Here is a 25,124-nt window from a genome sequence, read left to right as displayed (position 1 = left end):
CACTATCCCCATTAGCTTCGAACATTAAATACCCTATAACTATTAACCCTTGCCGGTATAGCCGGGTTACCCTGGTATATTTTTCCTAATTCAGTATCATTCAAAATAACTGCGCCGGCGCCAACCACGCAATCTTCGGCAATTTTAACATTATCGCCAACACAACTATTCACACCAAAAAAACAGTTATCACCGACAGAACAGTATCCAGAAATAATTACATGCGACGACAAGAAGCAATTATTGCCAATAACCGATCGATGCCCGATATGATTGCCACTCCAAAGAACTACATTGTTGCCAATCCTAACCTGATATTGAAGTACATTATTTTCTAATATGAAACAATTATCGCCGATAGTAACATTTCGCCAAACAAATGCCTTCGAACTAATATACTTAGCCAGAGTATACCCCTTCTCCTTGCAGGCTGTGTACAACCTTGACCTGGAGCGATTCAATTTTCCATAGCCTAAGGCTACGAACGTCTCAAATTGGTCAGGTCTGTAATATAATTCCAAATCCTCAAATGGAATGATAGGTATCCCGCCTAGACTTGTTTCTGACATGAATTCCTTTTCAACACTAAAAGCACATACTTCATAATCTGAATCATAACTAAAATACTCGTAAGCCATCTCGGCAGTTTCACCGGCCCCAATGATGACTAACTTCTGCGTCTTATTCATGAACTCACTTACTCCTCTATTGCTGAGCTTTTTGAATAAGCGTAATTATATCTCCAATCGTGCTGCATTCCATTAACTGTTTACCTGGTACAGTAACGTTATACAATTCATCAATTAAACTTATTGTAGATAGAACTGCTAATGAATCCCAATTTCCATTTCTCAATACTATGGTTTCACTCAATTCACTGTTATTCATTTCAAGTATATTTACCAGCTCTTTTATAAATTCAATATCGCAACTCCGCATAACCAAACCCGCTTTCTCCATAATTGTTACCATTATAGAACATATATACTTTTTCTTGATATTTTATAATGGCCGGATAGCAGCTCATCTGGCTGTCAAAATCTTGAGGCAAATATGGCATATTAACTTCTTCGGATTTTCTTTTCCAAGCTACCCCATCATATGATTCCGCGTAGTCTAGCCGATAAGCCACCTTTTCTGTCCCAGATCCGAAAAACATCTTGTATAAACCATTTTCTTTAAAGACATATGGTCTACCCACTCGATGTTCATTTCCAGTTGTAGCAATACAAACCTCACCTCTGGACGGAAAAGATAAACCATCGGGAGATTCTAAATAGCGAATATTATAAACAGGCAAAGATTTAAATTTACCTTGTACAAAATGGCTACCTGCTCCATACCAAACTTTCCAAACACCCTCATCATAAATAATGGAATGAATAACACGAAACAAGGTAGCTTCTTCGGTCCGTTCTAGTATCGGCGTTTGCTGATATCTCTGAAAAGTTTCACCACCATCATGGCTGATAGCTAACCCCCCAAATACGGAGAATCGAGCTTTTTGCAGAAGTTGATAACCGGCATAATATAAAAACAAAGCATCTCCTCTATTCACTATGGCAGCAGGTACTACACCATTATCGTCGAAGGCTCCCGGCATTCCAATATCCAATACCGGCTTTAGAGAATAACGTAAAACTTCCGACGGATTGTCGGCAGACACGTCTACATAACCGACACGGCTTACTCCCAGTTCATCCCGCAAGCCAATATATACCCTTATTTCGCCGTCCCGAAGCATAATTGGCGTTGGCTGTAAAGCAGAATGCTTCGCCCACAAAAACTTACCTTCCGGAGAAAAAATTAACCCTCGTTTTACTATCTGCATAAGCCACTTTTCTCCTTGCAAGTATTAGTTACCACATTTTAACTAAAGTTGCGCCCCAAGAATAACCTACACCGAAACCCACCAGCATTACTTCATCACCAGCACGAATAGTCCCTTGCTTTTTTGCTTTTTCCAAAGCTACGGGGATAGTAGAAGAGACAGTATTACCATATTCTAAATCAAGCCAAAACTTGGATTCAGGAATTTTTATTTTACTTCTTAAACGTTCAAGCATGAATTTATTAGCCTGATGAAATATGAAATAGTCAACATCATCCAATGACTTACCCGATTTAACAAGTAATTCTGCTGCAGTCTTAGGCACTGTTTTTAAGGTAAAATTAAAAATTTCCGGGCCGTTCATATATAAATTAGCAAGAGAACGGACATTTCCGCCTTCGTCTGCCCTTTCAACCAAGGTTTCTACTGTTTTCGGCATTCTCATGCCTCCAGCAGGTACAATCAGGTTTTCCGCACCACGCCCGTCTGTTCCCAGGACAAACGGACCTATTTTTTCTTCGTCGCCGTCAACCGAGACTATTAAAGTAGCCGCTGCCCCGTCTCCAAAAATTGTTCTCGTACTGCGGTCACGTGGATTTATAAACTTTGTATAAGTTTCTGCCGTAATTAACAGTATTTTTCCCGCAATGCCAGATTCAATCAACCCTTTAGCCAAAGCTAAACCATAAATATACCCGGAGCATCCCTGGTTTACATCTAAAGCTCCACAACTTGTTCTTAAACCTAATTTTTCTTGCATTACGCATGCCGTTGCCGGCAAGAAATAATCGGGACTTTGGGTGCAAAAAATCAAGAAATCTATTTCTTGATGAGAAATACCCCCTGTCTCAAACAGTTTATTGGCGGCCTTAATTCCTAAATCTGAAGAGCATTCATTCTCACCAGCTATCCGGCGGCTTAAAATTCCGGTTTTATCATAAATATCTTGCGGATTCCAGTCTCCGCCCATTTGCTCAATTAACATTTCGTTGGTCAGTTCAGTTGCGGGAAAATACGAGGCGATACATTGGATACTCGCAGCCTTCATCTCATCTACCCCCTATCATTAATATGCATTTGTCAAGCAAAAATTGAGGTATTTGCTCATCAAAATTACGAGGCACCTGAGTGTTACTCGCCTCTCACCCGAAACTTGAACGGCTAAATCCACACTTATGCTGAAAATACGCCCAAACAACATCCATGTTATCAGTCGTCTGTTCCTTACTGTCCAATATTTTTGACGGGGAATGATTGATAGGAAGAAGTGAGTATAACGTATTCAAATGTTCCTCCCAGCCTAAACAATGATTCTGAAGTATGGTAGCTTTTAAACAATCGCCTTGGCTAATGCGATACAATTCATTACTAATTAATCTGTCTAGAGCGGCGCAAAGTTCTTCAATACTGCCAAAATGCGTTTTTATAACACCTGGCACTATATCCATGCTCAGATGCGGGGCAACATCGACAGCCAATCCAATAACGGGAATGCCTAAAGCTCCTGCTTCAAGCGCTGCCGTATACGACCCTAACGGTATCGAATCCAGATATACATCGGCCGCACTGTGGAATTGATTCAAATCATTCTGGATACCAAAAACCCGTATACGTCCATTACTTTCGCTCTTAAGCTGCGCCCATTCTCCGGCGTCAGAAGGTCCTACAACTAAAATCTCAATATTTTCATGTCTTTTAATTATTTCTCTGAGCAAATTTAAAAAGTTATAGTTACCGCACGGTACCACTTTATAAGGCGTGGCAATGGTTAATAAAACTATCCGCTCCTCACTTATGCCAAGTACCTTCTTAGACTTTTGTTTATCTTGCAATTGCTGCGGCCTTTTTAAAGAAATCGGTAATATATAAGATTTAGTAGTGTTTCTTCGGGTCAGAGTTATTAATTGTCCGATAGCCCTATGCTCGGCAACTAGATCGGCTGCATTCATTCCTATGCTAAACGCATGATCTGCATGATTTACAAATATTACCGGCGGACCGCCGTCAATACCAAAAGCTATGGGGGGAATCGGGTCATGGGGATGGATATGAAAAACAACCAAATCCGCCCACGCAGCTGCTATGTCACGCAGCACTTTCGCTCGCTGACACAAACCAAGTTGCGTGGCATCAAGGGTGCTATACCAACCACCAGAATGAATCGCCGCATCAATTAACCATTGCGGATTGGTAGTGCTGTTCAGCGTAACTATCACGGAATGAATTGCTGTTGAATCCATAGCTATCCAGCGTTCAAGCAATCTAGTATGACCACCAGAAGAATACCCTTGACTTAGAACATGTAACACATTTCTCTTATCGGTATTTTTTTTGGGGATATTGGTAAGGGGAATTGCTACCAGGTTATTTAGTTTTAGCGCGATTTTGCGAAGAATTGTCTCTAGCCTGGGTGAAGCAAAAAAACCAGGATGAGAATGGTGTGCACCGTCAGCGGCTCTCATGACCAAATGCGCAGCCCTTTCACAATCTCCTGACAACAGAGCAAATTCCGCCTGATCAATTAATAAAAGAAATTTATTTCTCGCATTTTCCAGCAATTGCTTATAATAACGTAATTCATATTGGTAAGTAATCCAGTTTCTTAAGGCCAAATCTTGCGTTAACTCATAGGTTATAATACTGTGAGGATCAAGACCCCATTTTTCGATAAATTTTCGTTTGTTAGTTTCTAAGAGACTATTATATTGAACCGCCTGTTCCCCAAAAGAAGTACCGCCAAAATGATGAATAAAGGTATCCCGGCAAAGTACCAAGCGATAACCTGCATTTCTGATACGCAAACTGTAATCGTCATCTTCATAATTTCCCGGCGAAAAAGCTTCTTCTAATAAACCGATCTTACTTATGACTTCAGCTTTGATTAGCAGGCAGTAACCAATAAGCCGTACTCGATTCTCCCAAAGTTCCGGATTAGAAATATTGACTTGTCTGGCAAAGCATATCATTTCTTCAATACTGTAATACTCACAAGGGATACTTTGGAAATTTGAACAACAATTAGTAATGGGCCCGACGGCCCCAATATCATCTGAACTAAACAAACACTTTTTTAAGTTGGATAACCAGTTAGGCGTTACAATAGTGTCATTATTTAATAAGAGAATACTATTTCCATTAGCCACTTTAATGCCCTGATTACACCCTGCAGGAAATCCAACATTTTTATCATTTAAAATTACTCGTATATCCTGTTGACAAAGCAACCACTCAACTGTTCCATCAGTTGAGTGGTTGTCTACAACAATTATTTCGTAAGAATCTGCTTCGGTATATTGTCTGATGCTTTCAATACAAAGCTTATTATAGTCAAGTTTATTGTATGTTAAGATAATAATACTGGTCAGATCTTGCTGAATAGCTCTATATTCAGCTGTTCCCTTAATATCTTCAATTTGTTTATCCTCTTCTAAGTTGTTTTCCACATTAATGCCCCTTTCTGATTGCCAGTTTTTCTCCCGGACGATAATGTGAAGAAAGCGAATTTTGCTAGTTACCTGGAAAGCTCGATGTCCGCAGTTAATCTTGCCATCTGGATTTTGCAGTTGAAAAGCTTCCTTTCTTCTTGAGAAAACTTTGGTTTTCGGGCAATAAGCACAGAATCATGCCACAAACCGCTTCTGTCAGGGTATCTCGTATCTTCCCACTCCGTATAAGCTTCCATTGTCTCCATACAAGCAAACTTTGCCAACGCTTTAAAGCCATCCGGATAGTACCGCCAGCAATCAACAGGATACCTGTGTTCTACTCCTGCTGAAGGTGCTATCACACAACATATTCCATCTTCTTTAAGCACTCTTGCTATTTCCAGCATCGCCAGCCACATGTATTCAATATGCTCAAAAACCTGCCCGGCAACCACAACATCAAAGCTATCGGATTCAAACTCAGACCAGTTATATACGTCATGTAGAACTATATCCACATTTTTACCTTCAACCATATCACAACCTGTATACTGCCACCCTTCACCTGCAAAAAGCCCCTTATAGGAACCGTTTATGTCTTGACTGCCAACGTCTAAAATTTTAAGCGGTTTAGCTGCAAAGCAGTTTAAATATTTTTGTACAAAGTTCTCCATTTTGACATAAGAACTGGTGTGCATGTCAATCACCTCACTATATAATCCGGCAAAGGAATTACTACTTAGCAACACTTTTTTAGTTACGGAACCATCAATACTTCAAAACTTACATAAAGCCCGAAGCACATTATGCTTATTATCGGTGTCTACCCGTAGGACAGAAATATATTTATTCAAGAATACTTTTAATTCTTCGGCATCGTTGAAAAACTGTACATGCCTTGGATCATAATAAGCATGACGCGGGTGAACGGAAATCAGCATACAGGCCCCTCCCTTAACCCAATTCCGTAAACTCCTAAATATTTGTTCAGGATCTGAAATATATTGGAATACATCCGCAGCCCAAACACAATCAAAACGCATCTTATCTGTTCTTGGTTTTGTGATATCCGCCACTAAAAAACTCACTCTTTTCTGTACCTCTAAACTTTCCTTAGAGCGGAAGTAGTTTGCAATCGCAATGCCATTGGGACTCAAATCAATACCACAAACCGTCCTGCCTTCTCTGGCCAATAATATATCCATATGCCCGGAACCGCACCCGAAGTCTAATAACACACCCTCTAATTCCCGGCATTCTCTTACTGCTAAATATTCGCAATGGTTCTCCCAGAAAGCCATTTTTAACGCAACCGGGTATGTGTCAAGCCTATCAACAAAAGCCTGGTCTACTGTGGGGTCAATTATATTTCTTATTTCCGCAATCTCTATATTTTCATTTGGCGTTGGGTTTGACAAGCCATCATATATTCGTTGACAAATACTTCCCCAATGAAATTTTTCCCGCGCGAACTTTTGAACAGCTTGACAGTTCGCCTTCAGCATCTCCTCATTCTGACTGGCTGCAATTAATAACAAGGCCAGTTGGTGAGCATTGTCTATTGCAAATATACACCCATACTGTCCATTATCAGTTAAATCCATGGCAGAAATTACATTCGAGGTAATCAAATAGCACCCGTTTTTAGCTGCCTCAGCCAATACAATACCAAAACTCTCCCACCTGGACGTTAGGCAGAATATCTTGGCTTTACGGTATTCACCTTCCAGCGTTTCCCGGTCAATAATCTCGCCGGTGAATAATACTTTATCCCGTAATTCGGGATTCCGGTCAAAATAATTGTCAATTACTTCCTGAAATCCGGGCATGACCGGCCCAACCAGTTTCAATTTCCAATTCGCCATACGGGTGTGAGCCTGCTTGAATGCCTCTAATAATACTTCATTGGCTTTGGCAAATTCACCGATTCTTCCGACTGTCAGTATGACGTTCTCTTTCTGTCGGTATTCCACTTGGTACTCATGTGTTTCATAAAATCCGTTCGGTATATATTCGATTCTTAACGGCCATCTATCATTAAGGTAATTATATAAATGTTGTGTCTCGACACTGATTAGATCACATTTCTTTAGTGTCCGGAAAATCCGGGTTCCCTCAACACTTGCAATATCAATATTTTTTATATATTCATTTGCATCTAATTTCAAGTACACCCTGCCGTTGGGATTTACTTCTTTATACACATCGATCCATGTTAATGTCCTTGCTATCCAGTGAAACACATGCAAAATATCAATATTGCGGCCATTCTTCCTTAAGTACTCAACCACATCTTGTGTAGCTTCATTATGGATGCGGCTTAAGTACTCCAGCTTCAATCCCTTGACCTCTGCATCAAGATACGGATAAGTGCCATTTTCATAGGTTACGATTGAGGCATCATAACCAAAATTTTTATATAACGTATAAGGAATCATGCCAACGTCTTTAATGAGATGGACGTTTTCTGTTTCCGGAAAAATAGTGACAAATCTGGTTTTATGGGGACAGGAAGAGTTTGCGCCTGTCGCTTTATATGCCTTCATACGGTAATTATAAGCCCTATATTGCTCTGCCAGTTGAGGCCTGCCGGCAAGTGCCGCCAATTCCTGAATAAATTTCTTATCGTTTTCGCTTTCGTAAATGATGCCCGGCTTATAGTCCTCCACCACATAACCGGCGTTTTTAAACATTTTATCTATTTCATTCAAAGTGAAAAATCGCAAATGAGTTTTATCTAAAATGCCGGCATCTTCATAAGTCCAGCTTCCCTGCAACAAATTACGCAGCACACTAAAATGCATCACATTGGGAATGCCTGTCAAAAGATATCCATCTGCTTTTAGATAAGGTTTTACATTCTCTAATACTTGCCAGGGATTTTGGAGATGTTCCAGAACGTCTCCAAAAATAATATAATCAAAATATTCCTCAGGATAAGGAAGTGTTGTTTTTTCAATATCCGCGTCTATAACATCAGCAAATAATTGGGCGCTTACAGCGGCTTTTTTATTAAGTTCTATGCCAAATATTTCAGCGTTGTTATACTGATTTTTTATTTGCAGTAATGTACCGCCGCAAGCACAACCTATGTCTAAAACAGTAAATGAGCAATCTTTGGGTTTGTCAATTAAATGAATTAAGTCATACCTGACAGATGTTGAATATACCGGGTCAAATCCCCATTTAGCAATAAATTGGTCACGGTTATTTTTTAATGATTCGTTAGTTCTAAACGGTTGACTGCCAAAATTATGGACAAAAGTATTTTTGCAAAGCATAAGTTTATAACCGGCCAATCTTATGCGGAACGAATAATCATCATCTTCAAAACCCCCTGGTGTAAATACTTCATCAAACAAACCAACCTGATCAACTACTTCCTTCCTAATTAATAAGCAGAACCCAACAAGCTTTAATTTCTCCTCCCAAACCCTGGGGGTGGATTGATTATGTTTTTGGGCAAACTCCTGCATCTCCTCCATATTTCTATAAGCAACCCAAAGGTCTTGAGAATTTGAACAATTATTGGTAAGCGCTCCCACTGCGCCGATTTTTTCATTACTGTACAGGCAATCCATAAGATTATTCAGCCAGCCGTGCGTAACAATAACATCATTATTGAGCAATAAAACCGTATCCCCGGAAGCAATTTCAATTCCTTGATTACGGCCTTTAAGAAGACCTAGATTTTGCTCATTATATATTACCTGCAAATCATGCTGACCCGACAACCAGTTAATTGTACCATCGGTAGAACAATTGTCCACTATGATAATTTCATATGTCCCTGGCTCAGTATAATTTCGAATGCTTTCAATACACTTTTTTGTGTATTCCACTTGATTATAAGTTAAAATAACAATAGTGGTTTTCATAAAGCACCTTCTTCCGCCTAATCATACTGTTTTTGAATTAATGACCAGCCGCTTTGGATGCTATCACGCGATACTGATAAGCCCTGTATTGCTCTGCCAACTGGGGATTACCGGCAGCAGCGGCCACTATTTGCATAAAATATTTATCGTTCTCTGTTGCATTAAAATAGACCGGCAGATATTCACAAGCCTCATAACCAGCACTTTTAAGCATTTTATCAATTTCATTTAATGTAAAAAACCTCACATGTGTTCTGTCTAAAATTCCGGCATCTTCATAAGTCCAGTTTCCCTGCAACAAATTACGCAGCACGTTAAAATGCATCACATTGGGAATAGATGCTAAAATTTTTCCATCTGATTTTAAATAAGATTTTAAATTTTCCAATGTTTTCCATGGATCTAGCAGGTGTTCGAGAACATCGGCCAAAATAATATAATCAAAATATTCATTAGGATAAGGCAGTGGTGTCTTCTCAATATCTGCGGCTATTACGTCCGCAAATAATTTGGCAATTACCGCTGCGTTTTCATTAATTTCTATGCCAAAGATTTCAGCATTGTTATATAAGTTTTTTATTTGCAGCAATGTACCGCCGCAGGCGCAACCTACGTCCAAAACTGCAAAGGCATGATCTTTCGGCTTATTGATTAAAGCAATGATTTCATGCCTGAAAGCTGTTGAATATACCGAATCAAAGCCCCACTTGGCAATAAACTTATCACGATTATTTCTTAATGACTCGCTATTTTTTAACGAGTGATGGCCAAAATTGTAGACAAAAGTATCTTTGCATAGAATAAGTTTATATCCTGCCAATCTTATGCGGAACGAATAATCATCATCTTCAAAGCTTTCTGATGTAAAGGTTTCATCAAACAAACCAACCCGATCGACCACTTCTTTCTTAATTAACATGCAGTATCCAACCAGTTTTAATCTTTCCTCCCAGGCATCAGGAGTTTTGTTATGTTTTTCGGCAAACTCATGAACTTGTTCCATACTGGTGCACCCAACCCAGCGGTCTTGATAATTTGAGCAAATATTGGTAATTGGCCCTACTGCGCCGATTTTTTCATCGCTGTACAGGCAATGAGTAAGGTTGTTCAACCAGCAATGCGTAACAACAACATCACTACTTAGCAGTAAAATATTGTCCCCGGAAGCGACTGTAATGCCCTGATTGCAACCTTTAGAAAAACCAAGGTTTTGTTCATTATAGATTACCTTTAAATCACTCTGCTTCTTCAGCCATTCAATTGTACCGTCAGTAGAATGATTATCCACTATGATAATTTCATATGTCCCTGGCTCAGTATAATTTCGGATGCTTTTAATACACTCTTTTGTGTATTCTAATTGATTATATGTCAAAATAATGATATCTGTTTTCATAAAATCCCTTCTTCCTCCACCCGAGTCATAATGCGCAGTTGTAAATCAACAGTTAAAATTTTGTCCTATATTAACCAAAACGTGAGCGGTTTGATCCCGACGTATACCCGATATACGCCCAAATAACATCGATGTCATTGATATTCTGTCTATTAACGCCTGATATTTCTGCCGGTTGATGACTGGGAGGAAGAAGCGAGTATAACGTATTCAAATGTTTAGTCCATCCCAGATAATGGTTTTGAATTATAGCAGATTTTAAATACTCCCCTTGATTAGTACGGTAAACTTCATCACTTATCAATCTGTCTATTGCGGCAAAAAGCTCTTCTCTGCGATAAAAATGCGTTTTAATAAACTCTGGCGCTATATCACTGCTAAGATGCATGGCGATCTCCGTAGCCAAGCCAACAACAGGAATACCTAAAGCGCCTGCTTCAAGTGCTGCAGTAGATGACCCAAATGGTATCGAATCCAAATATACATCAGCCGCACTATAAAATAGATTCAGATCCTGTTGCATAGTAAAAGCCCGGATTCTCCCATTGCTTTCATTTTTAAGTTGTGTCCATTCTCCCGCGTCAGAGGGCCCTACAACTAAAATCTCAATATTTTGGTGCCTTTTTATAATTTCCCTAAGCAAAGTATAAAAGTTATATTCACCACATGGTACCAGTTTATGAGGTAAAGCAACAGTCAATAAAACGATCTTATCTTGATTTATGCCGAGAGCCGCTCTGGCTATTTTCTTATCTTGCAAATGCTGAATAGTTCCCAAGGGAATCGGTAATTTATAAGATTTAGTAATATTTCTTCGGGTCAAAGTTATTAATTGCCCGGTAGACCTATTCTCGGCAACTATATCAGCCGCACTCATTCCTATAGTAAAAGCCTGGTCCGCATGATTTGAGAATATTACCGGCGGACCGCCCGGAACACCAAAAGCGATTGGTGCAATTGGATCATGGGGGTGTATATGCAAAACAACTATATCAGCCCACATAGCTGCTACATCGCGAAGTACTCTGGCTCTTTGGCATAAATTAAGATTAGTGGTGTCAAGAGTGTGGTACCAACCACCGGCATGAATGGCCGCATCCACCACCCATTGAGGGTTGGTAGTGCTGTTCAAAGTAACCAGTATCGAGTGGGTTGATTGAGAATCCATATTTATCCATCGTTCGAGTGTTCTGGTATGCTCACCGGAAGAGTATCCCTGGCTTAAAACATGCAAAATGTTTCGCTGATCACTGGTTTTTGGGGGTATATTAATGGGAATAGCTACCGAATCATTAATTTTTTTTGCGACCTTGCTAAGAATCAGCTCCAAATCAGGTGAAGCAAAAAATCCAGGATGACAATGGTGAGCAAAATCGGCTGCTTGCTTCACCAGCAAGGCAGCTTTTTCGCAGTTTCCTGATAACAACGCAAATTCAGCTTGATGAATTAATGATAAAAATTTAATTCCCGCAGTTTCCATGAGTTGCTTGTAATACTTGTATTCATATTGATAAGTAAACCATTTTTTTAAAGCCACATCTTCCGTTAGTTCTGACAAAGGAATACTATGTGGATCTATACCCCATTTTTCTATAAATTTTTGTCTATTGTTTTGAAAAAGCATATTTAGTTGAGCAGATTCTAAAAAGGAAACACTGCCAAAATGATGAATGAAGGTATCCCTGCACAATACCAGGCGATAACCAGCTTTTCTAATACGCAAACTATAATCATCATCTTCATAATTTCCTGGCGAGAAATTTTCTTCTAATAAACCGATTTTACTTACTAGTTCAGATTTGATTAACATACAATAACCGACAAGCCGTGCTCTATTCTCCCAAAGTTCTGGATTAGAAATATTTAATTGTCGCGCAAAATGTATCATTTCTTCAAGACTGGAATAATCACAAGGAATACCTTGGAAATTAGAACACGAATTGGTAACTGCCCCAACCGCACCAATGTCACTTGAACTTAACAAACATTTCTTAAGATTTGACAGCCAATTAGGCGTGACAATAGTATCGTTATTTAGCAGAAGAATACTATTTCCATTAGCCACTTTAATACCTTGATTGCATCCTTTCGGAAACCCAACATTTTCACTATTCAAAATTAATCTTATATCTTCTTGACATAACAACCACTCAACTGTTCCATCAGTTGAGTGGTTGTCTATAACGATGATTTCATAAGAATCTAATTCTGTATATTGCCTGATGCTTTCAATACAAAGCTTAGTATAGTCAAGTTTGTTAAACGTTAGAATAATAATACTTGTCAGATTTTGTTGAATGGTTTTATATTCAGGCATTCCCTGAATCTCTTTAATTATATGAGAGATTTGATTTACCATATCATCATCTGATAATAAAGTAAGTGCCTGCTGATACTTAACAACAGCTTGATGTAACCGTCCTGTTTGATAATAAACATAAGCAATATTGTAAAGTATCTCAGGATTTCGGCAATTAACAGCTAATGCTTGACACAATATCTTTTCCGCTTCTGCAAATCTCTTTTCTGAAATTGCTATTTGCCCTTCTGACAAATATACATATTCGTCTTCGTCCTCAGAAAATATAGTTTTATATTGGATTAAAATGTCTTTGGCTTTTTGAATATGCCCTAAACCAATAAGGTCTTGTAGTTTGTTTTTCATTTTTTGTTTATCTTCTTTTACATTACATTCCACATTGTTACCTCCTTTTGTTTCAATTTTCTTCCTAATCAAATTACTCGTTATATTATCACTTCAGATTTATCTAATTGCTTCATTATATGATTAAATAATTCTTTTCGATACAGTTCTTAGCTATGAGAGCAGAAGAACTCATCTCCAGCTGATCAACATTACGATCTGTGAAACAACACCTAATAAGTTTTAGAGGTTATGCCTGAAACAATTGTGCCAGCGACTGCATACTTTAATAATGCAATGGTATTGTGTATTTGTTTTTTTCTCCTCTTAACTCCCCTACTCACCAATGCTGGGAATGTAATACACGTATTCACCTGCAAATTTAAAAAGACACATAATAAATGTGATTTGTAAAATATTAAACGGCCATTATTCTCACTAAAATGCATATTTCGGCGCGGCAGAGCCGCCATTGCGTTTTAAAGTGAGCCAGTTATCCGGCGAAAAATGAGCCATGATATTGGAGCAAGAGCCATCATGCTATTCCCGGTAATTTAACGGATTTTTCCCTGTTAGCGATGCTACATCTCCTGAAGCTTTCTGTCCAGGGCGAGCGGCACGCGAGGCGTAGCGTACCCTTGACTGAATGGCGGAAGGAGATACAATTCGTATAGCGCAGGGAAAAATCCATCATGACTAGCTGCAATTAGATTGGGTTAACAACGGTGTCTCAGTAAACCGTAGAAGTGGCTCTCACATGCCGGAACGATGGCTCAGTGTGAACCATATTATCCACTAAAAGATAGCCGATTTTTTCTGTTACTAATAAAGAATGATACTTTGTTAATGATTAATGAGGCGGTGAGAAAACCTATGGAATACAGTGTGACTTTCGAGACCAAATGCTATGAAAAAGATTGGGAGATACTATTAAAAACCTCTCGTCTTGAGCACGCACTCCAATATAACAATTACCCTTTCGAGGAACGCATCTTATATATTAATAACGTTATCGATTTAAAAGAAGTATGTAAATATGCAGAACGATTAGTCAATCAGGGGATCCTTACTTCCTATATTGTTGTTGAAGACCATAGTAAACAAGCTTTAGACTTTTTTAATATTAAAAAAGAAGAGTTCCGTGGCGGTTATTACTATTCGATACAGGAGTTAGTGGGAATCTATTTATGCAAAACACCTTATCTTCTTCATTTTTCCAGTGATTCTATCCTAGAGCACCCACTCAATTGGATTAAACCATCACTACAAATGTTGGAGAACAATCCAAAAATAAAAGTAGCCAATCCCGTTTGGAATGGATTATATAATGAGGCCAAAAATGAGTCTTTCGCGGAAAATGAAAATTTCTATATTGGTTATGGATTCTCGGATCAATGTTATCTGATTGCAGTTAAAGATTTTAAAGCTCAGATATACAATGAATATAATGAAGCATCACAACGTTATCCCCAGTATGGAGGGGAATTATTCGAAAAAAGAGTAGATGCTTGGATGCGTAATCACTGCTATTTTCGTGTTACTTACAAATTCGGCTCATATATTCACAAAAATTTTTCTTTATAAATGAGTTCGAAATAATTCACCGAACACCGTTAAATAATCCGAAGAACTAACCTTAGCTAATTGGCCAGTTCTTCGGATTTGTTATTTGATACCCGTTCCGGACACAACATAAAATGATTTTTGGAAACTACGGATGGTTACCTTTATACGTAGAGTCTCATAGTATATTATGACCTTACTAAATTGAACATGGAAGGAGGATACTATGGATCAGCCAGAGGAACTTAATGAAATTACATCTGACGTAAAAGACAATAGTGGTAAAAAACGACGTTGTTACCGTTGTCGTCATCGTCACTATTGCCGCTATTATCAGTCTAAGCAAAGTTACAAACATAATAAACCTAATAAAAACGATAAACCTGATTATCCTGACAAATGCCATGAACACCCTTGCCCCCATAAACCTCATTGTCCTGAACAACCTTATTATCCTGAAAAGCCTTATTGTCCTGAACACTCTTATTACCCCGAGAAACCTCATTGTCACGAACACTCTTATTACCCTGAGAAACCTCATTGCCACGAACACTCTTATTACCCTGAGAAACCTCATTGCCACGAACACTCTTATTACCCTGAGAAACCTCATTGCCACGAACACTCTTATTACCCTTGTCACGAGCATTATTATTATCCCGCTCAGCCTCATCAGGAAAAATGTGAAGAGAACTTTGGAACGTTTGGACCTTTCGGGCCTTTTGGACCTTTCGGACCTTTCGGAGCTTTTGTGCCTAGCAAGGCCTTTGATAACAAATACAAAGACCATAAGTGTATAGAATGCGTCATCGGACCTATTTGGCCTATCGGACCTACCGGGCCTACCGGCGCTACGGGCGATACCGGACCTACCGGACCTACGGGATCTACCGGTGACACAGGGCCTACTGGCGCAGCCGGTGCTTTAGGAGCTACCGGTGCTACAGGCGCTACCGGACCTACGGGTGCTACGGGCGCAACTGGCGACACAGGACCTACTGGGCCTACTGGGGCTGGTGCTATAATTCCATTTGCATCAGGTACTCCTATTACACTGACTACTGTTTTAGGTGGAACAGCTAATACTTTAGGTCTCATTGGATTTGGGAGTTCTACTGACGGTATCACTCTCGTTGGGGGAACCATAGACATCACAGGTACGGGTACAGGCGCGCTTCTCAATTTTGCATTTTCCGCTCCACGTAATGGAACCATTACGTCAATAGCTGCATATTTTAGCACTGCACTGGCATTGCCTCTTGTAGGCTCAACTGTCACGATTACAGCGCAATTATATAGCTCAACCACACCTAACAACGTCTTTTCTCCAGTTCCAGGTGCAACTGTAACATTAAGCCCATCCCTCACAGGTATGCTTCCTCTAGGTACGATTAGTAATGGCATCACTACAGGACTGGCAATACCGGTAACTCAGGAAACTCGTTTATTGATGGTATTCTCTGTAGCAGTAACAGCAGGTATTGATATTGCTACTGTTGTTGTAGGTTATGGTAGTGCAGGCCTTACAATCACTTAATAAAAAATAGTTCAATAACTAAAATCAAGGAACATCGTTTCTGATTTAGCAACCTAATTAAAACCTACTATTTCGGTGACGTATAAAATTAGATTCTTTGTAATAAATTAAAACGAAAAGACCATAGATTAATATAACCAGATTTATTTATAAAGGGACTGGCCCGGTTCATAGGGTCAGTCCCTTTCGCTTTCCATTTGCATTACGGAGTAAAATCACTAATTGCTAGCTTATTTCAAAGAGCTCGTACTTAATGAACTGTTTTAAATTTGGGGTTCTGACTTATCTCAAGTTAGTGATATATTTATTGTTTATATTGCACATGACTTTTTTTCTTGATACGTTGAATTAATTGACTTAAAAAGTTAGCAATTGACATAAAGCATCATATAATACTATAAAACCATTTAATTCCACATCGGAGGAGGTCATCATGAATCAGTCAGAAGATTTTGATGTGAACATACCTGGGAATTCAAAAAAGTATGCAAAAGATAGTATTATGGGTGCAATTGGCTACGATGATATTCCCTTTGACCAACTTCTAAGACAATCAGGGCCTACTGGTGAAACCGGAACTACTGGACCTACCGGACCTACTGGAGCTACTGGTGATACTGGACCTACTGGTGCTACCGGCGCTACTGGTGATACCGGACCTACCGGCGCCACTGGAGCTACTGGTGCTACAGGCGCTACTGGAGCTACTGGTGCTACTGGAGCTACTGGTGCTACTGGAGCTACTGGAGCTACAGGCGCTACTGGTGATACTGGACCTACCGGTGCTACCGGCGCTACTGGCGCTACTGGTGCTACTGGAGCTACTGGAGCTACTGGTGATACTGGACCTACTGGTGCTACTGGAGCTACTGGTGATACCGGACCTACCGGACCTACTGGTGCTACCGGCGCTACTGGAGCTACTGGAGCTACAGGCGCTACTGGAGCTACTGGTGATACTGGACCTACTGGTGCTACCGGCGCTACTGGAGCTACTGGTGATACTGGTGCTACAGGCGCTACTGGAGCTACTGGTGATACCGGACCTACCGGACCTACTGGTGCTACCGGCGCTACTGGAGCTACTGGAGCTACTGGTGATACTGGACCTACTGGTGCTACCGGCGCTACTGGAGCTACTGGAGCTACTGGTGATACTGGACCTACTGGTGCTACCGGCGCTACTGGAGCTACTGGTGATACTGGTGCTACCGGCGCTACTGGAGCTACTGGTGATACTGGTGCTACAGGCGCTACTGGAGCTACTGGTGATACCGGACCTACCGGACCTACTGGTGCTACCGGCGCTACTGGAGCTACTGGACCTACCGGCGCTACTGGTGCTACAGGCGCTACTGGTGATACTGGACCTACCGGACCTACTGGTGCTACCGGCGCTACTGGCGCTACTGGACCTACCGGCGCTACAGGTGCAACCGGCGATACTGGAGCTACTGGACCTACCGGACCTACTGGTGCTACCGGCGCTACTGGCGCTACTGGACCTACCGGCGCTACAGGTGCAACCGGCGATACTGGAGCTACTGGTGCTACTGGACCTACTGGTGCTACAGGCGCTACTGGTGATACTGGACCTACCGGACCTACTGGACCTACTGGTGCTACCGGCGCTACAGGTGCAACCGGCGATACTGGAGCTACTGGTGCTACTGGACCTACTGGTGCTACTGGAGCTACTGGTGCTACTGGAGCTACTGGTGATACCGGACCTACTGGAGCTACCGGACCTACTGGAGCTACCGGCGCTACTGGAGCTACTGGTGCTACTGGACCTACTGGTGCTACAGGCGCTACTGGTGATACTGGACCTACCGGACCTACTGGACCTACTGGTGCTACCGGCGCTACAGGTGCAACCGGCGATACTGGTGCTACAGGCGCTACTGGAGCTACTGGTGCTACCGGACCTACTGGTGCTACCGGCGCTACTGGAGCTACTGGTGCTACTGGAGCTACTGGTGCTACAGGCGCTACTGGAGCTACTGGTGCTACTGGAGCTACTGGTGCTACAGGCGCTACTGGTGATACTGGACCTACCGGAGCTACTGGTGATACTGGACCTACCGGAGCTACTGGTGATACTGGACCTACCGGTGCTACAGGGACAACCGGCGCTACTGGACCTACCGGCGCTACCGGAGTAACAGGCAACACTGGACCTACCGGCGCTACCGGAGTAACAGGCGACACGGGGCCTACTGGTGCTACAGGGGCAACCGGCGATACGGGACCTACTGGCGCTACTGGACCTACTGGTGATACCGGACCTACCGGCGCTACTGGAGTAACAGGCAACACTGGACCTACCGGCGCTACCGGAGTAACAGGCAACACTGGACCTACCGGCGCTACCGGAGTAACAGGCGACACGGGGCCTACTGGTGCTACTGGCGTTACCGGCGCTACCGGACCTACTGGCGCAGGTGTTGATTTCGCCTATGTATATAACCTTTCCAGTACTGCTATTATTGTTGCTGCCGGCGCAGATGTTCCTTTCAATTCTACTGGACCGTTATTAAACATTACGCATCCTACCCCTACTACTCTTATTATCGCAGCTACAGGCAATTACCTGATTGAATACAGTATATCCTTAAACTTTACAGCTGCAGCGACTATAGCCATAGCAATTAACGGAACCGTTGATCCCTCCACAGAAATATCATCAGTTACCCCTACAGGCTTGCTTTACAGTCATGCAATTCTTTTTCTGAACTCTGGTGATCAAATAACTTTGCGTAATGTAGGTACAGTACCGTTTATTTTAAGAACTAGTCCTGGCATTGGCGCCCAAATAACTATAAGTCAGATATAACGCTTCGTTATCCCATCATTAACAATGATACTACAATACAACCTTGACATTTAAATTAGTTTTTGCTCTCATTCTTTAGCAAAGGAACCGTTATAGCAGGCAAATTTCATCTTTATACAAACTGTTACAGATATACGACTCATACAAATTCTAATTATATATATCTCATCTTTGACAGTTAACGATCGTTTTTTCATGTTTCCCGAGCCCGGAATCCGCTATTTTCGCGGGTTTCGGGCTTTGCTATTGCAGAAATTTCTCAAAAAGTGTAGGTCAAACTATTTTGGAATTTTCGCCATAGATATCTTTATCTTCCGGAAATTTCGTGATATAATTGTAGGTGATAAATGTTGGGGCGGTGAGTCTCTTGTTTGCTCAAATTGTATCCACAAAAAAGTCGGATGGTAAAACCTACAGATATCTTCATATTGTTGAGTCATACCGGGAAGGTAAGTCCGTTAAAAAGCGTCGTATTGCAAGCCTTGGCAACATTGACGCGTATTCTGATAAGGAAATAGAACAGCTTATTTATAAGCTTGAGTCGCTCCTACAAAACCGTGTTACTGGTTCTATTGAGGATTTGGAACCCGGTAACTGCCTCCAGTTTGGGGTTCCTTACGTGGTTCAATTTTTGTGGGATCAATTGGGCTTGACTGGGGCTATCTCTAACGCCCTTAAGGATCGCGGCGTTACATTCGACGTAGCCGGTTACGTGCAGGCGATGGTGATTAATCGCCTGGTCGATCCCTCCAGCAAGTTTCAATTGTTCAAAACTATCGAGGACATGTATTTGCCGGACGCACCCCACGAGTGGCAGCTACAACATTTCTACCGCGCTCTGGATTATCTCATGGACATTAAACCGGAACTGGAGCGTCATTTATACAGCCAGCTTACACATTTGCTTAATTTCCGTTTATCTTTAGTGCTTTATGATATGACCAGCACACATTTGACAGGGCATCACTGCCCAATCGCGGAGTACGGATACTCCCGCACGCATCGCCCGGATTTAAAGCAGGTTGAACTAGGCTTGCTGGTAACTCCTGACGGTATTCCGATTACCCACGAAGTATTTGCTGGCAAAACCCCGGATAAACAGACTGTCAAGGACATTCTAAAGCGGTTAAAACAAGAGTTTGCGGTTGAACAGTGCGTCTTTGTGGGCGACCGCGGGATGGTCACTGATGAGAATTTAGCACTGCTGGCAGAGGCCGGATACCCCTATATAGTTGGCTACCACAAACGTGGCCGGATAGTCAGCGACGCTTTGTTAGAAACATATGCAAACATTGATGGCTACGCCAAGATCAAGGACAATCTCTATTATCTGGAGGCGTCATCCGCCCAGGTTGAGGACGACGCAAGAGATACGGATTCACGCTATATTTTGTGTTACAATCCCGTAAAGGCTATTCAAGATGAAGCTTTCCGGGCTTCGGCCATCGAAGAAGCGGAACAGGCGCTGGCTTATATGCAAAAACGCTTAGCAACACCGCAACGTGGAAGAAAGCCAAACTCGAAGAATCTTATGGTTAAAGTCGGTGAAATTTTAACGAAAAAAGGTGTACAGGCATTCTTTGAAGTTGACTTCGACGGACAGAACCTGACTTTCAAGCATGATCAAGCCGCATTAGCAAAAGAGAAGTTACGCGACGGAAAATTTGTGATCAAAACCAATACGGCCTTGCCTGCACAGGATGTTGTACTTTCCTACAAAACTCTGATGAACGTGGAGAGGGCTTTTCGGGAGATCAAGAACTTTCTGGATGTTGGCCCTTTGTACCATTGGAATGAAAAACGAGTGCGCGGCCATATTTTTGTATGCGTATTGGCATACCTATTCGAACAGGAAATTCAGGTGTTGTACCGCCGGACACTGGAGCAGGAAGCGCAACGGATCTCGCGGATTACCGAAGAGAAAGAACGGATGACTATGCAAGCCGAATTGGATGACCGATGGTATACGGGCGAGCAAATTTTAAAGGACCTTGCGCGTTGGAACGTGCTGAAGGCGGAATTTCTGGGCAAGAAATTTCTCAGCGTACCCCGGCCAAAACCGATTGCGCAGCAGGCGCTTGCGGCCATCGGGATTCCACTACCCTCAAAAGCCATGTATATTGACTAGTTACCACGACGACAGTTTAATAGATTCCTTCCAAGCCCCGCTAATTTGGCGGGGCTAAAACACGTGTAGTGCAAACTTGTGCCCACAAACCCTTGATATTACTGGGGCACTGTCAAAGATGAGATATATAATGCATTAAAGAACTAAAAACATGATCAAATCAAACTCTCATACAAAGGCGGTCTACCGTTTGTAACGGGTTACGGTTAATCTCATTAAAGAATTCTTGTACTGCTTGAGCTATTTCACTCACCGATTTATAAAAGACATTGTACACACAGGTTTGTTTCAACCATCCCCAAACCCTTCAATCGGGTTAAGATTAGGGCTGTATGGCGGTAAAAATAGCAACTCCAGTGTATCCTTGTGTTCCTGCAGGAAGGGTTGAATGAATTTAGCATGGTGGATTTTCGCATTATCTAAAATCATAAGGATCTTCTGCTCTGGATATTTTTTTAGCGCTTGCTTCAAAAATTCCAAAAATACTTCCGCATCGTATTGTGTGGCGTGAATGTAAAATACTTCTCCGCTCTCATAGTCTAAAACGCCTATCAATTGACTCCTCGATATTTGCCATACGTCGGACGAACTCGCTTTTCATTCGGGCCTATAATGCGAACGCGGACGTACCATAGCGTTTTCGTTTTTGCAGGTCCCGGATTTTTACCAATCCGTCCTCGCCCCAGAGTTTCCGTCGTTTTTGAGCATACCGTGGTTTCAATATCGATCAAGTTACGGTGTTTTGCGCCGGCAAATTCCCGCGCCGCGCTTTCTGCATCTTCTGCACACGCAAACACTTTCTTCTCTAAAACCGCTTTATCAGCCTGCAGCCGCTCTTCCTCTTTCTTTAAGCGTTTTTCTATACGCAGTGTATTCTCATTGCTACGGTACACAAATAAGCGAACCGTAAGTGCATGCGTATTTTTTTCAGCATCCACGATTTGGATCGTTTCTTGAAATTCCTGCCCCTCATAACACGCGTGTAAGGCATCGTCTTTTACCTTATACCCATTCAGCGCAATTTTACTAAACAAACGACTGCTTCCAGCCGCATATATTTTATCCAATGTGCGAGCCAGAGCATCATCGGTGAAATCGTCGCCGGTAACGCCTGGGCCAAACAAAAAGGCTGTATCCATATGGGCAAAATTATTTTTGATATGGTACAACGGAGAGCGAACATCCGCAAAGGTACTGAGCACAATACTTAGAGCTAGTTGACCAGGACTTAGGTTACACTGTTTTTCATCCCAAGCCGCACTACGGTTGATGGTTTCCACAAAATCAAGTTTTTTTGCATACTGTAACGCCATGGCCATGGCTACAGGAGTCCGTAGTTCTTGTGACTGATTGGTCGCAGCTTCCGGTAACAGCATTATCAAATACCTCCCAAATTTCATCTACGGAAGTATTCGATAAAAATCGCAGGAACCATTTTCTTGGGTAATAATTATTATTTTCTATTAACTTGATCAGCTGGATGCGAAAAAGGAATGATATTGACATGCAAGAAAGTAAAAACAGGTTCCGCTCTATAGGCTGGGATCTGTTTTTCGTGGTAACAAGTACGAACTTCTCTGAATATGTTATTACTGATATACATCTTCATACAAGGAGGTAGAAATATGACAGAGACTGGGGGCAGTGCCCAATCAGCAATAACCATCAGTCTATGCATGATAGTAAAAAATGAGGAAGCAACAATTGAGCGGTGTTTGCGTTCAGTAGAAGGCATCGCTGATGAAATTATCATAGTAGATACAGGCTCGACTGATAATACGAAAGAAATCGTCAGTAAGTTTACTGATAAAATATACGATTTTGAATGGATCAACGATTTTGCCGCTGCCCGTAATTATGCCTTTAGTCACGCAACTCAGGAATACATTCTGTGGCTGGACGCCGATGATGTTTTTTTACCTGAAGACCGGGAAAATTTACTAAGCTTAAAATTAACCCTCAGTCCTGAAAATGACGTTGTCAGTATGCTTTACAATTTGGCCTGTGACCAACATGGTAAAGTTACTTCTCAGCTTCGGAGAAACCGCCTTGTTCGGCGAAGCAAAAACTATCGCTGGATAGGAGCCGTACATGAGTACTTGGAAGTTCACGGAAAATTCCTAAATAGTGCTATAGCCGTTACGCACCAACCCTTAAGCCATGATAGTAACCGAAATCTTGCCATATATGAACAACGCCAAAAAAAAGGAGAGCAGTTTTCACCCCGCGATTTATATTATTTTGCCAATGAATTAAAAGACCACCAGCTATATAACCGGGCAATTGAATATTACCAACGGTTTTTAGATACAAAACAGGGCTGGGTTGAAGACAACATCGCCGCCTGTAATAAACTAGCTGACTGTTTTTACAATCTTAATGATATTGAAAACCAACTAAAATACATCTATCTCTCTTTTCGGTATGATGTACCACGAGCGGAATGCTGCTGCCGTCTTGGTTTTTACCACTTAAACAACAATCAGCTTAACCAGGCAATTTTTTGGTATAAATTAGCAACCCAGCTGGAAAGACCGGCTGAGGCCTGGGGATTAGTTAATTTTAGCTGTTGGACCTGGCTGCCACATCTCCAACTTTGTGTATGTTACTCCCGCGTTGGTCAATATAAACTGGCAAATGAGCACAATGAAATGGCGGCGAAATATATTCCGGACGATCCCCGGATTCACCACAACCGGAATTACTTAAAGAGCATGTTAGAGCAAGAAATCAGTTAACTGCTTGTTAAAGCAAGGGCCGCTTTGCGGTGAGGCCCGGCCCATGGTATATTGTTTATTTCTGCCGGACTCATCCAGCACTCCTCAACTGATAAATCGTTACCGGCTATCCAACCACACATATAAAAGGTAATATCCCAGGTACGATGACTAAATTTATACTTATAGTTAGCAATCTGTTCCCCAACAATCACTTCCTGATGAAACTCACTTCGCAACAGAATTTGTAACTGCTCAGTCACTACCTGGCCCTCAATAATTTCTACGGTAGGAAATTCCCACATACCGGCCAAAAGCCCGCTTGCTGGCCGCTGTCGCACCAGATACCGTCCGTCCCGCACTATTACTCCGGCGGCCAATATTACCATCACCGGTTCCTTTTTGGGCGCCCGCACCGGCAGCGTGTCCTGAATTTCTCGCGCATAAGCTTCACAAAAGCGGGTTAACGGGCATTGTAAACAGCGGGGCCGCCGGGGGATACATACCATAGCTCCCAAATCCATCAACGCCTGATTAAAATCACCCGGACAATCGCCAGGCATATGCTTTTGAAGCAAACGGTAAACTTCACGTTTGATTGACTGTTTTGCGATATCCCCGTCCAGGCAGAAGAGCCGGCTGAAAATTCGCAGGACATTGCCGTCAATCGCCGGAGTTCGTCGGTTGTAAGCAATACTGGAAATAGCTCCGGCTGTATACTCCCCAACGCCAGGCAACTTTCGTATCATATGTTCGTCTTCCGGAACTTTTCCACCATAAGCTGCACACACTTCCCTCACTCCTGAGAGTAAGTGACGTGCTCGGGAATAATAGCCCAACCCCTGCCAATATTGTAATACTTCTTGCTCTGATGCCTGAGCCAGAACCTCCATCGTCGGAAAACGTTCCATCCACCGCTCATAATAATCTTTTACAACTTCTACCCGTGTTTGTTGAAGCATAATTTCAGAAACCCAAACCTTATAAACATCCTTATCTTTACGCCAGGGTAGATCCCTGGCATTTCTATAGTACCAGTCAAGCAGTTGCGCCGCCAGCGTCATAGTGGCCCCTTTCCTTCACTTCTCGGCAGGCAATTTTCTAAAGCCGCAAGAGATAAATATTCCATTTTTCTATATCGGTAAAGATACGTATCATTAGTATATCAC

At 41.8% G+C, this 25,124-nt stretch carries 16 protein-coding genes and 2 pseudogenes; 6 read left to right on the top strand and 12 right to left on the bottom strand.

The genetic code is table 11. From position 1 onward, the window contains the following. Nucleotides 1–11: 11 nt before the first annotated feature. The 9 genes from SCACP_RS06040 to SCACP_RS06000 all read right to left on the bottom strand — a co-directional run bounded on the left by SCACP_RS06040 (nt 12) and on the right by SCACP_RS06000 (nt 13,228). Nucleotides 12–689: an acetyltransferase gene (locus tag SCACP_RS06040; RefSeq protein WP_425060464.1), complete on the bottom strand. Its 678-nt coding sequence runs from the start codon at nt 687–689 to the stop codon at nt 12–14. A gap of 16 nt (nt 690–705) precedes the next feature. Further along, nucleotides 706–939: an acyl carrier protein gene (locus tag SCACP_RS06035; RefSeq protein ID WP_425060463.1), complete on the bottom strand. Its 234-nt coding sequence runs from the start codon at nt 937–939 to the stop codon at nt 706–708. Beyond that, the gene (locus tag SCACP_RS06030; protein WP_425060462.1) at nt 920–1,831 is read right to left on the bottom strand and encodes a hypothetical protein; all 912 of its coding nucleotides are present in this window, start codon (nt 1,829–1,831) and stop codon (nt 920–922) included. Before SCACP_RS06030 ends, SCACP_RS06035 begins: the two co-directional genes overlap by 20 nt. A 28-nt stretch (nt 1,832–1,859) precedes the next feature. Then, the gene (locus SCACP_RS06025; RefSeq protein ID WP_425060461.1) at nt 1,860–2,879 is read right to left on the bottom strand and encodes a 3-oxoacyl-ACP synthase III family protein; all 1,020 of its coding nucleotides are present in this window, start codon (nt 2,877–2,879) and stop codon (nt 1,860–1,862) included. A 94-nt stretch (nt 2,880–2,973) separates the two neighbouring features. Then, nucleotides 2,974–5,274, bottom strand: coding sequence for a glycosyltransferase (locus SCACP_RS06020; RefSeq protein WP_425060460.1), 2,301 nt, complete (start codon nt 5,272–5,274; stop codon nt 2,974–2,976). Nucleotides 5,275–5,342: 68 nt separating this feature from the next. Next, nucleotides 5,343–5,954 carry a class I SAM-dependent methyltransferase gene (locus SCACP_RS06015; protein WP_425060459.1) on the bottom strand — a complete coding sequence of 204 codons (612 nt, stop codon included), beginning with the start codon at nt 5,952–5,954 and terminating at the stop codon, nt 5,343–5,345. A 78-nt stretch (nt 5,955–6,032) separates the two neighbouring features. Beyond that, nucleotides 6,033–9,134, bottom strand: a complete 3,102-nt coding sequence (locus SCACP_RS06010) for a methyltransferase domain-containing protein (RefSeq protein ID WP_425060458.1) — start codon at nt 9,132–9,134, stop codon at nt 6,033–6,035. Nucleotides 9,135–9,171: 37 nt separating this feature from the next. Further along, the gene (locus SCACP_RS06005; protein WP_425060457.1) at nt 9,172–10,530 is read right to left on the bottom strand and encodes a glycosyltransferase; all 1,359 of its coding nucleotides are present in this window, start codon (nt 10,528–10,530) and stop codon (nt 9,172–9,174) included. Nucleotides 10,531–10,600: 70 nt separating this feature from the next. Beyond that, a complete protein-coding gene (locus SCACP_RS06000; RefSeq protein ID WP_425060456.1) occupies nt 10,601–13,228 on the bottom strand; it encodes a glycosyltransferase in 2,628 nt (875 codons plus the stop codon). A 792-nt stretch (nt 13,229–14,020) separates the two neighbouring features. On the opposite strand from SCACP_RS06000, the gene SCACP_RS05995 reads away from it, so the two are divergent. The 5 genes from SCACP_RS05995 (at nt 14,021) to SCACP_RS05975 (ending at nt 21,238) form a co-directional block, all read left to right on the top strand. After that, a complete protein-coding gene (locus SCACP_RS05995; protein ID WP_425060455.1) occupies nt 14,021–14,758 on the top strand; it encodes a hypothetical protein in 738 nt (245 codons plus the stop codon). Nucleotides 14,759–15,015: 257 nt separating this feature from the next. Continuing rightward, entirely contained in the window at nt 15,016–15,537 is a 522-nt protein-coding gene (locus SCACP_RS05990) for a hypothetical protein (RefSeq protein WP_425060454.1), read from the top strand. Then, the gene (locus SCACP_RS05985; protein WP_425060453.1) at nt 15,489–16,274 is read left to right on the top strand and encodes an exosporium glycoprotein BclB-related protein; all 786 of its coding nucleotides are present in this window, start codon (nt 15,489–15,491) and stop codon (nt 16,272–16,274) included. The genes SCACP_RS05990 and SCACP_RS05985 overlap by 49 nt, the downstream gene beginning before the upstream one ends. A 433-nt stretch (nt 16,275–16,707) precedes the next feature. Continuing rightward, on the top strand, nt 16,708–19,110 hold the full coding sequence (locus tag SCACP_RS05980) for a BclA C-terminal domain-containing protein (protein ID WP_425060452.1): 2,403 nt from the start codon (nt 16,708–16,710) through the stop codon (nt 19,108–19,110). A 367-nt stretch (nt 19,111–19,477) separates the two neighbouring features. Continuing rightward, a complete protein-coding gene (locus tag SCACP_RS05975; protein ID WP_425060451.1) occupies nt 19,478–21,238 on the top strand; it encodes an IS1634 family transposase in 1,761 nt (586 codons plus the stop codon). 160 nt (nt 21,239–21,398) lie between these two features. Here the strand turns inward: SCACP_RS05975 and SCACP_RS05970 are convergent. Then, nucleotides 21,399–21,831 (bottom strand): annotated as a pseudogene (locus tag SCACP_RS05970) (IS630 family transposase); the annotation flags it as partial. A 432-nt stretch (nt 21,832–22,263) separates the two neighbouring features. Then, nucleotides 22,264–22,551: pseudogene (locus SCACP_RS05965) on the bottom strand (DUF4277 domain-containing protein); the annotation flags it as partial. A 312-nt stretch (nt 22,552–22,863) separates the two neighbouring features. Here SCACP_RS05965 and SCACP_RS05960 point away from each other — a divergent pair. Beyond that, on the top strand, nt 22,864–23,976 hold the full coding sequence (locus tag SCACP_RS05960; protein ID WP_425060450.1) for a glycosyltransferase: 1,113 nt from the start codon (nt 22,864–22,866) through the stop codon (nt 23,974–23,976). On the opposite strand, the gene mutY is transcribed toward SCACP_RS05960, so the two are convergent. Further along, a complete protein-coding gene (gene mutY, locus SCACP_RS05955) occupies nt 23,973–25,019 on the bottom strand; it encodes an A/G-specific adenine glycosylase (protein ID WP_425060449.1) in 1,047 nt (348 codons plus the stop codon). The genes SCACP_RS05960 and mutY overlap by 4 nt on opposite strands. Nucleotides 25,020–25,124: the final 105 nt, after the last annotated feature.

Source organism: Sporomusaceae bacterium ACPt (genome assembly GCA_041428575.1).
Lineage (GTDB): Bacteria > Bacillota > Negativicutes > Sporomusales > Sporomusaceae > Sporomusa_D > Sporomusa_D carbonis.
The sequence above is the reverse complement of the archived record's forward strand: the minus strand, read 5'-3'. Positions and strand labels throughout refer to the sequence as shown.